At 41.3% G+C, this 13,157-nt stretch carries 11 protein-coding genes and 1 tRNA gene; 6 read left to right on the forward strand and 6 right to left on the reverse strand.

Annotated features, from left to right (window positions below):
• Positions 1–8 precede the first annotated feature (8 nt).
• From J8L86_RS00700 to panP, 4 genes are all read left to right on the forward strand, one after another.
• Entirely contained in the window at positions 9–1,160 is a 1,152-nt protein-coding gene (locus tag J8L86_RS00700) for a sugar diacid recognition domain-containing protein (RefSeq protein WP_055023915.1), read from the forward strand.
• 201 nt (positions 1,161–1,361) lie between these two features.
• Entirely contained in the window at positions 1,362–2,720 is a 1,359-nt protein-coding gene (locus tag J8L86_RS00705; protein WP_055023916.1) for a GntP family permease, read from the forward strand.
• A 63-nt stretch (positions 2,721–2,783) separates the two neighbouring features.
• The gene (locus J8L86_RS00710) at positions 2,784–3,968 is read left to right on the forward strand and encodes a glycerate kinase (RefSeq protein ID WP_065108402.1); all 1,185 of its coding nucleotides are present in this window, start codon (positions 2,784–2,786) and stop codon (positions 3,966–3,968) included.
• Between the two features lie 130 nt (positions 3,969–4,098).
• Complete coding sequence (panP, locus tag J8L86_RS00715) at positions 4,099–5,751, forward strand: pyridoxal-dependent aspartate 1-decarboxylase PanP (protein WP_055023918.1); 1,653 nt, start codon at positions 4,099–4,101, stop codon at positions 5,749–5,751.
• Between the two features lie 87 nt (positions 5,752–5,838).
• Here the strand turns inward: panP and secF are convergent, their stop codons facing one another.
• The 5 genes from secF to J8L86_RS00740 all read right to left on the reverse strand — a co-directional run bounded on the left by secF (position 5,839) and on the right by J8L86_RS00740 (position 10,209).
• Positions 5,839–6,768: a protein translocase subunit SecF gene (gene secF, locus J8L86_RS00720; protein ID WP_065108403.1), complete on the reverse strand. Its 930-nt coding sequence runs from the start codon at positions 6,766–6,768 to the stop codon at positions 5,839–5,841.
• Complete coding sequence (gene secD / locus J8L86_RS00725; protein WP_348772637.1) at positions 6,768–8,555, reverse strand: protein translocase subunit SecD; 1,788 nt, start codon at positions 8,553–8,555, stop codon at positions 6,768–6,770. The genes secF and secD overlap by 1 nt, the downstream gene beginning before the upstream one ends.
• A 143-nt stretch (positions 8,556–8,698) precedes the next feature.
• Positions 8,699–9,187 (reverse strand): hypothetical protein, encoded by a 489-nt coding sequence (locus tag J8L86_RS00730; RefSeq protein ID WP_065108404.1) that lies wholly within the window; start codon positions 9,185–9,187, stop codon positions 8,699–8,701.
• 181 nt (positions 9,188–9,368) lie between these two features.
• Positions 9,369–9,713 carry a cupin domain-containing protein gene (locus J8L86_RS00735; RefSeq protein WP_065108405.1) on the reverse strand — a complete coding sequence of 115 codons (345 nt, stop codon included), beginning with the start codon at positions 9,711–9,713 and terminating at the stop codon, positions 9,369–9,371.
• Between the two features lie 405 nt (positions 9,714–10,118).
• Positions 10,119–10,209: transfer RNA gene (locus tag J8L86_RS00740), tRNA-Ser, on the reverse strand.
• Between the two features lie 255 nt (positions 10,210–10,464).
• Between J8L86_RS00740 and J8L86_RS00745 the strand changes: the two genes are divergently transcribed.
• The gene (locus tag J8L86_RS00745; RefSeq protein ID WP_211028249.1) at positions 10,465–12,204 is read left to right on the forward strand and encodes an AAA family ATPase; all 1,740 of its coding nucleotides are present in this window, start codon (positions 10,465–10,467) and stop codon (positions 12,202–12,204) included.
• A 72-nt stretch (positions 12,205–12,276) separates the two neighbouring features.
• On the forward strand, positions 12,277–12,792 hold the full coding sequence (gene fabA, locus J8L86_RS00750) for a bifunctional 3-hydroxydecanoyl-ACP dehydratase/trans-2-decenoyl-ACP isomerase (protein WP_055022980.1): 516 nt from the start codon (positions 12,277–12,279) through the stop codon (positions 12,790–12,792).
• A gap of 160 nt (positions 12,793–12,952) precedes the next feature.
• Here the strand turns inward: fabA and rmf are convergent, their stop codons facing one another.
• Positions 12,953–13,129 carry a ribosome modulation factor gene (gene rmf / locus J8L86_RS00755; protein ID WP_055022981.1) on the reverse strand — a complete coding sequence of 59 codons (177 nt, stop codon included), beginning with the start codon at positions 13,127–13,129 and terminating at the stop codon, positions 12,953–12,955.
• Between the last annotated feature and the right edge of the window lie 28 nt (positions 13,130–13,157).

The raw sequence follows: 13,157 nt of genomic DNA on the forward strand, positions 1-13,157 counted from the left end.
AGTAACCCATGTATGTAATTGACAGTGCTATCGCCAATAAAATTGTAAACAGAACCATGAAAATCATTGGCCATAATATCAATGTGATGAATGCTCAAGGGGTTATTCTAGGATCGGGGACAAATGAGCGAATTGGCGCTGTCCATGAAGGTGCGTTATTGGCAATAAGCCAAAATCGTAATGTAGAAATTAATCAAGAGATTGCCCCAAGTTTACATGGGGTTAAATCAGGGCTAAATCTTCCCCTGCATTATCAAGGGCAAATTGTCGGCGTGATAGGCATTACCGGCAACCCATCAGAGTTAGCTCAGTATGGCGAACTACTGAAAATGACAGCAGAAATGATTGTCGAACAAGCCAATCTACAAGATCAACTACAGTGGCAAAATAGACAAAAAGAAGAATTCATTTTGCAACTCATTCGCGCTGAAGAAAAGGACGTTGATCAGTTAACTCACTGGGGACATCAGCTTAGTATTGACGTAAAAGAAGAGCGTGTTGTCGCCATTATCGAAATTGAATCTGTAAACCAGCAGCAGGTTCATAATAACCAAGCACTAAAGCAAATGGTACATTTACTGCAGTATCCCGACAGAAATAACTTGATTGCAATGACTTCACTCAATCAATTAGTCATTTTGAAGCCTGCCTTTTTAGATGGGCGCCAATGGGATCCAGCGCTCGAAAGCCATCGTATCGATAAGTTATTGCAACGTATCCCCGCCAACATGGAGCTAAAGCTCAACATTGCTTTAGGGCATTTCTTCGGTGGTGTAGAAGGAATAGCAAAATCCTATCGAACCGCGAAAGAAACCCTTGCCATTGGCAAAAGTCTTAACCCAGAGAAAAATAAATACTTATATGAAGATTACGCACTGCAAGTCATCTTTACCGGACTGAAACAACATTGGCGTGGTGACGCCCTAGCAGCACCTTATTTAAAACTCGTCCATGCAGACAAAAATGGCGTATTACAAAAAACCTTAGCGGTTTACATTCAACATATTGGCGATCATAAACGTTGTGCTGAAGTGCTGTTTATTCATCGCAACACATTGAGATATAGACTGGATAAAATTCAGCAAATAACTGGAACAAACTTACAAGAATTTCAGCATTTGCTTAATCTATATCTTGGGCAAATCATGTTTCAGGCCTAAACCATGATAGTTTTCTTCAGCTGAAACAATCAAAAGTCATCAAAATAACCGATCACAGCTCACAACCTGTGCACCTGCACAAACAAATACCCTGTATGCATATTAATTCTGTGAAATAGCACAAAGCAAATAGATATCATTTTTTCAATAATACGCCTACAAAAACAACATATCTTAATACCCTAAATAGAGTAGTTATCAATGAGCATGATCTTGATATTAATTGGCGTAATTGCATTTATTGTTATTGCGACATCTAAATTTAAATTACACCCTTTTTTAACACTAATTTTAGCTTCTTTTTTAGCAGCCTTTGCTTATGGTTTGCCAAGTGCAGACATTGCTAAAACTATCACCACAGGCTTTGGTGGCATATTAGGCTATATTGGCCTCGTTATCGTGCTAGGTACTATTATCGGTACTATTCTTGAAAAAAGCGGCGCTGCCATCACCATGGCTGACGTAGTCATTAAAGTGCTTGGAAAACGCTTTCCAACATTAACCATGTCCATTATTGGTTATATTGTCTCGATCCCAGTATTTTGTGATTCAGGTTTTGTCATTTTAAATTCATTAAAACAATCTATGGCAAACCGCATGAAGGTATCGAGTGTATCAATGAGCGTAGCTTTAGCTACAGGTTTATACGCAACCCATACTTTTGTGCCACCTACACCAGGTCCTATCGCTGCAGCCGGTAACCTCGGGCTAGAAAACCAGCTCGGGCTTGTGATTGCTGTCGGGGTGTTTATTGCCGCTATTGCCGCACTTGCCGGAACATTATGGGCAAACCGCTTCGCAAACGAGCAACCCGATGGCGAAGGTGCAGAAGAGCTTAATGACAAATTAGAAGATTATGAAGCGCTAAAAAGCAGTTATGGCGAACTGCCAAGCCCAGCTAAAGCCTTTGCACCAATCTTTGTGCCGATACTGCTGATTTGCTTAGGTTCAATAGCCAACTTCCCGTCGGCACCATTAGGTAAAGAGAGCTTATTTGATATTTTAATGTTCTTGGGCCAACCCGTTAATGCACTTATGATTGGTTTGTTGTTAGCCATTCCGCTACTAAAAAGCACTGATAAAGTGAAAGAGTTCAGCGAACGTATTAGCCAAGGCTTAGTCGTAGCCGCTCCTATTTTGTTAATTACTGGTGCAGGCGGTGCTTTCGGCGCCGTTCTTAAAGCCACTGAAATTGGTACATACCTTGGCAGTAGCTTATCGGCACTTGGTGTCGGTATTTTCATGCCATTCATTGTCGCTGCAGCACTTAAATCAGCACAAGGCTCATCGACTGTTGCCTTGGTTGCTACTTCAGCGCTTGTCGCTCCGTTATTAGGCGATATTGGCTTAGCGAGTGATATGGGACGAGTACTCACAGTGATGGCGATTGGTGCAGGTGCAATGACAGTGTCACATGCTAACGACAGCTTTTTCTGGGTTGTTACGCAATTTAGCCGCATGAGTGTTAAACAAGCTTATCGAGCACAAACAATGGCAACTCTAGTACAAGGTCTTACCGCAATGACCCTAGTGTACCTACTCAGCCTCGTTCTTCTATAAATACCCTTTCGTCCCGCTCAGCTCTTTGCTGAGTGGGGCTTTCTAAACCCTAAGAGAATTGTTATGAAAATAGTCATTGCCCCTGACTCATTCAAAGAGAGCCTTAGTGCATTAGGTGTTGCTAATGCAATAGAGGAAGGATTTAAACGAATTTTCCCTGATGCAGAATATTGTAAAGTACCAATGGCCGATGGCGGCGAAGGTACTGTACAAGCAATGGTTGACGCAACTAACGGGCAATTAGTGACTCTTCAGGTTACAGGGCCAGATGGTCAACCGGTATCAGCGCATTACGGTATCTTAGGTGCTGAGAATTCAGTGGAGGGGAGCGATAATCTCGCTCCCCAAAAACTGACAGCAGTCATCGAAATGGCAGAGGCTTCAGGGTTGCATCATATTAAACGCGATCACAGAAATCCGATGCTTACCACCAGCTACGGCACAGGTGAGTTGATCCGAGACGCGCTTGATCGTGGCATACGCCATATAATATTGGGACTAGGTGGCAGTGCGACCAATGACGGTGGTGCAGGTATGGCGCAAGCACTTGGTTTTACCTTACTCACCAGCCAAGGTAATGCTATAACTTACGGCGCAGCAGGTTTAACCCAATTGGCAAGTATTAATACTGATGAGGTTCACCCGCTTTTGAGCAATTGCCAAATCGATGTGGCGTGTGATGTTGACAACCCGTTATGTGGCCCTAACGGCGCCTCGGCAATATTTGGCCCGCAAAAAGGGGCGACGCCTCAAATGGTAACAGAACTCGACAATGCCCTGAGACATTTTGCATCCATCGTTAACAACACCAGCCAGTTATCCTTAGTTAACGATATAGACTTATTTCCTGGTGCTGGGGCTGCTGGCGGAATGGGATTTGGGGTAATGGCATTACTTGACGCTAAATTACAACCTGGGGTTGATATTGTCGTACAAGCCGTCAAATTAGCTGAAAAAATGGATAAGGCAAATCTTGTTATCACAGGTGAAGGCAGAATGGATAGTCAAACCCTCAGTGGTAAAACACCTATGGGCGTGATGCAACAGGCGATAAAACAAGATATCCCCGTGATTGGTATTGCTGGGTGTTTAGGTCAAGGTGCTGAGGATATTCTGGCTCAGGGCATGACAGCAATATTTCCAATCATTCCTTCGTTATCCCCACTGGATGATATTTTAGCCAATGCCCATAATAACTTGGTAAACACTGCTCAAAATATCGCCGCAAGCTTGAAACTATCAATATAAAAACGACCGTTTGAAGCAAAAACTTGCTGCCAAATAATCCTTGCAGTAAAGTTAGCCCTCATAATCGCCATGAAATCACCTTCAAAAAGAGTGATTCATGGCTGAAAAATAAAAATGATGGCACGATTAAATGACCACTAAGAACGACCGCAAAGCCCAAGCATCTGAAGATAGTCTATTACGTATTTTTACCGTACCAGAAGATGCAGAATCAACGTTAAGTATCATTGAACAAAAGCTCTCTGAAGATTTAGCGGGATTCTTGGGTAAAAGCATTGCTGCTTTAGAGAAACCTTTATCACTGATTGAACAAGACTTCAGGACATTTCAGATCCCTGATGCCCCACGCTTTGTTTCTGATTATACTGATGAAATCATGCAAAACTTGGTCGCTCACTCAGTACATACCTCTGCCCCGAGCTTTATCGGTCATATGACATCGGCATTGCCATATTTTGTACTGCCACTGTCTAAAATGATGGTTGGCCTGAATCAAAACTTGGTCAAAATTGAAACTTCAAAAGCTTTCACCCCGCTTGAACGCCAAGTCTTGGGAATGATGCACCACCTTATATTTGGCCAAAATGATTCGTTTTATGAACAATGGATGCATAGTGCAAACTACTCTTTAGGCGCCTTTTGTTCTGGTGGAACCGTTGCCAATATCACCGCTCTGTGGATTGCACGCAACCAATTATTGAAAGCAGATGGACATTTTAAAGGAATAAACCGTGAAGGTTTACCCAAGGCCTTAAAATATTATGGTTTTGAGGACATCGCCATACTGGTATCTGAACGCGGCCATTACTCCATTGGAAAAACCGCTGATTTGTTAGGGATCGGTCGTGATAATATCATCAGTATTCCAACCACAGCTGACAATAAAGTTGATGTTACAAAAATGCGTCAAACAGCCAAACAGCTGGCCAGTGACAATATAAAAGTCATGGCAATTGTTGGCGTAGCGGGTACTACTGAAACAGGTAATATTGATCCCTTAGCTGAGCTTGCTGAGTTAGCACGAGAACTTGATTGTCACTTTCATGTGGACGCGGCGTGGGGCGGCGCAAGTTTATTATCAAACAAATATCGCTATTTGCTTGATGGTATAGAACAAGCTGACTCTGTCACAATCGATGCCCATAAACAAATGTACGTCCCTATGGGCGCGGGTATGGTGTTATTTAAAGACCCGGAACTTGCCAATGCCATTGCCCATCACGCTGAATATATTTTACGTGTCGGCTCTAAGGACTTAGGGAGTCAAACCCTTGAAGGCTCAAGACCTGGTATGGCTATGTTAGTCCATGCCTGCTTGCAAATTATTGGCGGTGACGGCTATGAAATTTTAATCAATAACAGCCTTGAAAAAGCCCGCTACTTTGCTGACTGTATTGTCGAACACAGAGACTTTGAGCTTATTACTTACCCTGAATTGTGCATTTTAACCTATCGATTTGTACCGCACTCAGTACAACAAGCTATTGATGATGCCGTTGAACGGGGTGACGTTAAGTTTGTCACAACATGTAATGAACTTCTCGATGGCTTAACCCAATTCATTCAAAAGCATCAACGTGAACAAGGTAAATCATTCGTGTCACGTACACGGATAAAACCAGCCAAATATCTGCGTAAAGACACCACAGTATTTAGAGTTGTTTTAGCTAATCCGCTTACCACTGAAACCATATTAAAAGACGTGTTAGCGGAACAAAGCGATATTGCACAGCTTGATAAGCAGTATCTGCCACGCTTGCTAGAATTGTGTAAAGTGACCTAAATAAGATAGGTTACACTCCATTCGTCTTCATAAAAAACCAGCCAAACGGCTGGTTTTTTAAACGCTAAACATTAACGCCGCAATACCTTAAGTGTAGCCTTCTTCAACCTCTATTGGCCGCACAATATAATCACTCGCTTTTAAACCAAACCATTGTGGTAACGTTACTCCTAATGCCACAGATGAACAGGTTCCACAAACGATCCCGACGAATAATGCAACAGAGAAGCCTTGCAAACTGTCGCCAGCTAAAAGCCAAAGGCTTGATACAGTGACTAATGTTGTCCCCGATGTGACTAAAGTTCTTGAAAACGTTGCTTTAACGGCGTCATCAATAATAGGAGCCGTCTTAGATTCTGGGCGCATTCTCATCAACTCCCTCACTCTATCAGCAATAATGATTGAGTCATTCAATGAGTAACCAAGCACCGCCAATAAGGCCGCCAATACCGTTAAGTTAAACTCCAATTGAAATAGAGAGAACACGCCTAATACGATAACAATATCCGTGATCAACGCCATTAAAGCACCTGATGCCAATCGCCAATCAAACCGCATACTCAAATACACCATAATTAATAATAAGCATGCAATGACCGCTAAGCCGCCCTGTTCAACCATTTCTTGTCCAACTTGTGGGCCAACAACACTGTTGCTGTATACTTGCACGGAATCACTGACTGGTAACAGCTGTTGCGTAATACTGAGATCGGGTAATTCATCATGGTTATATCGGATTGTCCACTGACCTGCTTGCGCGCCTTGAGTCACTTGCACATCTTGTTTAAGCACTTTATCTAAATGCGCTTTTAACTCACTACTTGCCACGGTTTGGTCAATCGCGACTTCAGCCACTACTCCACCAGTAAAATCGAGCCCCCAGTTAAACCCTTTAACGCCCATAATCGTCATTGAAACGACTAATAATATTAAAGATATCCCTGTCATAAAGCATCGTAATTGGGTCAATATTGATGTCGGTGCAGTTAAAGACAATCTCTCAATTAATTTTTTCATTATATTTTAACCATACGACGCTGATCGCGTCCCCAAATAAGATTAATGATGACTCTAGATAAAAAGATCCCAGTGAACATACTGGTTAGAAGACCTAATCCCAATGTAAGTGCAAAACCTTGAATAGGACCATTACCAATCGAATAGAGTGCGATAGCAACAATCATAGTGGTTAAATTAGCATCCCAAATGGAAGAGAAAGCGCTATCAAAGCCTGTGTTTATAGATTGAGCAAAACTGTAACCTTGTTTCATTTTGTCTCTAACACGCTCAAAAATAAGCACATTGGTATCAACGGCCATACCTACAGTAAGTACTAACCCTGCGATACCTGGCATAGTGAGTACTGCGCCAGGAATTAAAGCAATTAACCCCACTAACATGACTAAGTTAATGCACAATGCTGAATTAGCAACCCAACCTAAACGGCGATACCATAATGCGATAAACGTCAGTGTTAATCCCAAACCTAATGCTAAAGCAGCAAAGCCGTTCTTAACATTTTCAGCTCCAAGAGTTGGTCCTATGGTACGTTCTTCAACAATGGTGACAGGTGCAGTTAGCGAGCCTGCACTTAACAACAAGGCAAGTTGCTGCGCCTCAGCAAGATTTCCACTACCTGTGATCTGAAAACGACTACCTAACTGCGCTTGAATCGTTGCAACACTAATGACCTCACTGTTTTTAATGCTAGTACCATCTCGACCTTGTGTGTACTCGTTATAAACTGTTGCCATAGGCTGGCCAATGTTTGCCCGAGAATGATGGGACATTTTTCTCCCCCCTGCAGAATCGAGCACTAAATTCACTTCTGCCAGTCCCATCTCACCAATGCTAGCCCTTGCATCAATAATATGCTCACCACCAAAGATAGCGTTTCTATTGAGGTAAACAGGCTTACCATTTTCATCATCAATAACTAATGCACCGGGTGAGCGTTCACTGACTAAGCTATGAAATGATAATGATGCGGTTGCGCCAATAACGTCCTTAGCTGCAGCTGGGTCTTGTACGCCAGGTAATTCAATCCTTATTCTTGATTGACCTTGTCTTTGTACCGATGCTTCAGTAATCCCTAAATGTTCAATTCGACTGCGCATAATTTGTAAATTTTGTAGCACTGTAGATGCACGTAACGCATCTCTTTCTTCTTCGGTTTGACTCAATATTAATTGATTATTACTGACTGCTCTTTGCCATTGCGGAAACTCTTCACGAGCAACTGAAATCGCCTCTTGTAAGCTTTCTGGCGACCTAAAACTTAAATAAACGCTATCATCGAAATGGCGACCTGTTGAGCCTCTGACTTTAGCGCGAAACTCATCCATAACCACCTGCCGGTGGGCGTGATAAACAGGCTCCATATCCACATCAAGTAAGAATTGCACTCCACCACGTAAATCCAAACCTAACTTGATTGGCGCAAAGCCTAAGTTGGTTAGCCAATCTGGCGCTGAAGGTTCCATCGCTAGTGCAATAACTTCACCCTCAATGAGGTGCTGCTCCATAACATCTTTTGCTTTAGCTTGTTGATTATCATCTTGTAATACAATAATCGTTTGTCCATTCGTTTGATGGATAGCCGTTGTTGCTATATCGGCCTGAGTGAGATATTTCGACACAGCGAGAACATCAATAGTCTGGTTAGGGTGCTTAATATGTACTGAAGCCTGTTCGCCGTACCATGAAGGTAAAGCGCTTAAAAATAAAATCACTATGCTGACGCTCAGCACGATATATTTCCAAATCGCATTACGATTTAGAGGTTGATGTTGTTTTTTGTTCACAATAAATTCTCTGACAATACAAAACACAAGGCACTGTTCGAGCTTATTGATAACGCATGGCATTCCTTAAAGGAGCTTCGCGGTTCAATAATCAAAAGCGCACGGTAAAGTTCCGATAAATATCGGATTTCAAGCCAAAGAAATTAAGCTAGACGTTGATGATTATGGCTATACAGACTATTGCCATCTTTCCAACCGGAAACACGGGATATTGCGGAGCTCAGCTGGCTGGTCCAGTGATTAACAAACTTGGGAGTTGAGATTGGAGCTATATAGCGATTAAAAATCATCGGTTCAAAAAAAGCGATGAGAAGGGAGTAATTGGGTTTTTCGCCGATACCTGCGCGGTTATCATGACTCACGACTCGGCGAAAATCATTGAGAAAATCAAAGCGCTCAATGTCACTGATAAGTGGCAAATCTTTTACAGGCTCAATGTGAGTTTGATTAAAGCTGGTTTCAAGCTCTGTGGGTAAAGCGACATCATTCACAATGGGATTAATATGGCTAACTTGATAACTTATTGAAGGCCCAGAAACGTGTGAAGCTGGGTTTCCCTCGGCAGCAATCATCGTGGAGAATAAACTCAACGATAAAAATAACACTATAAATGCTAAGCCACGGGTTATCACGATACTATTCCTTAATGATGTAGAGCGATTATAGGCAATCACTTACAAGTTAACACTCAATTTTTAGAGTAATAAGACTCCCCCTCAGAAAAAGAAGAAATAAACTATAAAAATCATATAATTAAATAAAGTTAATAATAATTAATAACAAGCGACTCATTCTACAAATAGTTTTATCCAGTTAACCTTGTTCTATCTTATCCCCATGACTTGGTGGCGTAGAGGTCACCGTGAATACCAACTCACTATTATGTTGATTACTTAATTGGTGGGCTTTACCAGCACCGACATGAACCCCTTGCAACGGATTAACAGTCAATACTTCACCTTCCACTTCTATCGTTGCTATACCCGATAAAACGAAAAAAAACTGCTCTGATTTTTGGTGAAAGTGCCGAGATTCAAAGCTACCTGGTGGCACACGCTCTTGGATAACACTTAATTGCTTTGATTTCACCAGATGCCAACCATCACAATTATTTCCCCATATATAATGCTCTGCTGATTGCTGACTTATAACTGACAAACTTGCTCCTAGATAAGTTAGATAGTTCTTTAACGGTTTGAATAGTTACCCTAATCAATCAAGATACAAAATCCAACACATATGTGGCCATTTATAAAAAACGCAAAGCCCGTTAATTCCAAATTTTGAAAGTAAAAAGCCCGCTATTGCTAGCGGGCTCTTTCGATAAATATGGCAGAGAGATAGGGATTTGAACCCTACATTGATTGCGCTACAAACCATTTCATTAAAAGTTTAAATCCAGACACAAAAAAGCCCGCTATTGCTAGCGGGCTCTTTCGATAAATATGGTTAAGAGGTAGGGATTTGCACCCTTCATTGATTACGCTACAAACCCATTGCCAATATTTCAAAATACAGAAAGCAAAAAGCCCGTTACTTTGCAGTAACGGGCTTTTCTAAATATGGCGGAGAGATAGGGATTTGAACCCTAGATGGGCTACAAACCCATGCCGGTTTTCAAGACCGGTGCATTCGACCACTCTGCCATCTCTCCGAACGCCGTGAATAATATAAGTATCAGCGGTCATTGTAAACCGTAAATTTTGAAAAATTATTCAAATGGTCATCAAATCGTCTTTTTAGATAATAATTAACCAAAACAACCCCACATTTCGCAGTTAACAACGCCAATGAATAGGCTTATTTAAAATCGGTAGCGATTGTTATACGAATCATTTCAGCCATATGACGATGATATGACGACATAGTGTGCTAAAATCGCAATTAATTATTTCTAATACTTGTAGCTATGACCACAACTTTGATCCCGACGTCGCAACTTGCACCTCAATTCACTTTACCTCAGTCTTTACCGAGTACCGTTTACTTAAGCCATTTGCTATTAGGTCAAGAGCGAGCTGTCGAAGCTTTTCAGCTAATGACTAAGCTTGAGAATCAACATCTATTCTTGGCTGATTATGCGGGTATCGATCGTCAATTATTAATAAAAGCGATTGTCGAGCAAGCTGATACGCCATCTGACTCCTATTTAGTGGCCAGCAAAACGCCCACTGAGGATTTGGATTTTAGTTTTCGATGGCAAACAGCATTGCCTGCAGCATCAGTTGGTATTATTGCAAACCAAAATAAGTCATATCATTACCTCAGTGGCTCTATTCGCCGCGCTGAACTAATCGGAAGAATGGTTAAAACTGACAAGTCTAGCCAATATAAGGCAGGAATATTAGCCAGTCACCATTATGTATTCATCGACGTAGTGTCATTATGGAAGCGCGAAGGGCTTTGGGAATTTGTGATGCAAATTCTCCAAGATAATTGCTACAAAATTAACAGTGAACTTGCCCCTATTCCACTTAATTGTAAAATCATTTTAGTGGGTAATGCTAACTTATTCAGTCATTTGCGTTCTGAAGATCCGGTATTTTTAAAGTACTTCCCTTTACTGGCTGAACTCAATTCAGAATTAGATCTAACCCAATACTCTGAAGCCCAATATTTACAGTGGTTACATAGCCTCGCAAAGCAAGTCGACGTTACATTAGAAACTTCAGCCCTAATGACGTTATTTTGGCATAGTGCAAAGCTCACTGAACACCAACAACGCTTAAGCCTATCAAGCATTTTATTATCACAATTAATGCTTCAGGCAGCGAGTTATACAACATCAAAAACGGTCAGCGGCACGTCAGTTACCAAAGCCTTAAAACAAGCTAAACGTCGCCACGAAACCTCTGAGCTTTATGCCGCTCAAAACTTTGCAGATAATTTCATTAATTTGCAAACATCAGGTGAGATGATAGGCCAAATAAACGGATTAACTGTGGTCGATACCGACGATGCAAGCTACGGTGAGCCAGCCAGAATTACCACAACAGTTCATTATGGTGACGGCGAAGTTATCGATATTGAAAGAAAATCTGAATTAGGCGGTAACATTCATACTAAAGGCATGATGATCCTTTCAGCCTCTTTGTATCGTATATTCGGCCGCGATGCGCCATTACATTTGAATGCCAATATTGTATTTGAACAATCCTATCAAGAAATTGATGGTGATAGCGCCTCACTAGCAGAATATTGCTGTCTAATGTCAGCAATTGCGGAGCAACCTATTAATCAATCGATTGCAGTCACTGGCGCACTTGATCAATTTGGTAATGTCCAAGCAATTGGTGGGGTGAACGAAAAGATTGAAGGTTTCTATCGCTTATGTTTACAACGTGGATTAACCGGCGAACAAAGCGTCATTATTCCAAAAGCAAACGTGTTACAACTGAACCTGTCTCCTGAAATTATTGAAGCGGTTGCAAATGGTAAATTCCACATTCATGCCATTGAGCATATGGATCAGGCCATCAGTTTGTTAATGGACATTGAAGCAGGCCAGAGAAATGAAGACAATGATTTTCCTGAAAAATCTCTTTATGGTTTAGTTCAGCAGCGCTTAGAAAAAATGGCTGGGCAAGATGAAGAAGAGATTGAACCGTCATTTTTACAACGAATTTTAATTAAATTACGGATAATCTAGTGATCGGAGTTGTTTAGCTTACACGTGTTCGCTATCTTGTCTGCCTATTCTCGAATAAGTGGTAATTTTTAAATGGTAAAAGCTAATAGTTTCACAAAAGAAGAGCTAATCGCTTGCGGTAACGGTACCCTTTTTGCGCCTAACTCACCTCGCTTACCTGTTGATAATATGCTGATGATCGACAGAATTACCAAAATTAATGAAGATGGCGGTGAATTTGGCAAAGGCGAAATCGTCGCTGAACTCGATATAACACCTGAGTTATGGTTTTTTGATTGCCACTTCAATGGTGATCCCGTTATGCCTGGTTGCTTAGGTTTAGATGCCATGTGGCAATTAGTTGGTTTTTATCTCGGCTGGGAAGGCGCTGAAGGTAAAGGCCGTGCACTGGGTGTTGGTGAAGTTAAGTTTACTGGTCAAGTATTACCAGATGCCAAAAAAGTCACTTACAAGTTAACTTTAAAGCGTAAAATACATCGTAAGTTGGTTATGGGAATTGCTGATGCAACAATGGAAGTTGATGGCCGCGAGATTTATTCCGCTACAGATCTAAAAGTCGGTATTTTCAAAGATACATCGACTTTTTAAGCAAACTTTTAATTGTCCGTGAATAAAAGTATCTAATCAGTTTAAAGACACTTTAGCTGCCAATACTGCTTACTCAGAGCAAATATGATAAAGATATAGGTTGATACTACTTTAAAGCCCTCAACATCGTTTGAGGGCTTTTTTAATATGTGTTTCCTTACTATTTGTTAAACAATCCACTTAACCTGCCGTCAACACCTTCACGCCACCCGCCTAGCCATTGTGATTTAGAATCTAAAGTGCCATAAGGACAAATTTCTTTCGAACGTCCAGCAATGCCTGCTTGGAATCCTTTAGAAAAAGCTCTATCTAGTCGATCTCTTTTTTGTCTTTTCATTAACACATCCTCGTTTTGTTAATTAAGC

This window comes from Shewanella sp. MMG014, from assembly GCF_018100775.1.
Lineage (GTDB): Bacteria > Pseudomonadota > Gammaproteobacteria > Enterobacterales > Shewanellaceae > Shewanella > Shewanella japonica.

Coding starts and splice junctions, on each gene's coding strand:
- J8L86_RS00700 (WP_055023915.1), top strand. CDS start 9: ATGTATGTAATTGACAGTGCTATCGCCAATAAAATTGTAAACAGAACC.
- J8L86_RS00705 (WP_055023916.1), top strand. CDS start 1,362: ATGAGCATGATCTTGATATTAATTGGCGTAATTGCATTTATTGTTATT.
- J8L86_RS00710 (WP_065108402.1), top strand. CDS start 2,784: ATGAAAATAGTCATTGCCCCTGACTCATTCAAAGAGAGCCTTAGTGCA.
- panP (WP_055023918.1), top strand. CDS start 4,099: ATGACCACTAAGAACGACCGCAAAGCCCAAGCATCTGAAGATAGTCTA.
- secF (WP_065108403.1), bottom strand. CDS start 6,768: ATGAAAAAATTAATTGAGAGATTGTCTTTAACTGCACCGACATCAATA.
- J8L86_RS00745 (WP_211028249.1), top strand. CDS start 10,465: ATGACCACAACTTTGATCCCGACGTCGCAACTTGCACCTCAATTCACT.
- fabA (WP_055022980.1), top strand. CDS start 12,277: ATGGTAAAAGCTAATAGTTTCACAAAAGAAGAGCTAATCGCTTGCGGT.
- rmf (WP_055022981.1), bottom strand. CDS start 13,129: ATGAAAAGACAAAAAAGAGATCGACTAGATAGAGCTTTTTCTAAAGGA.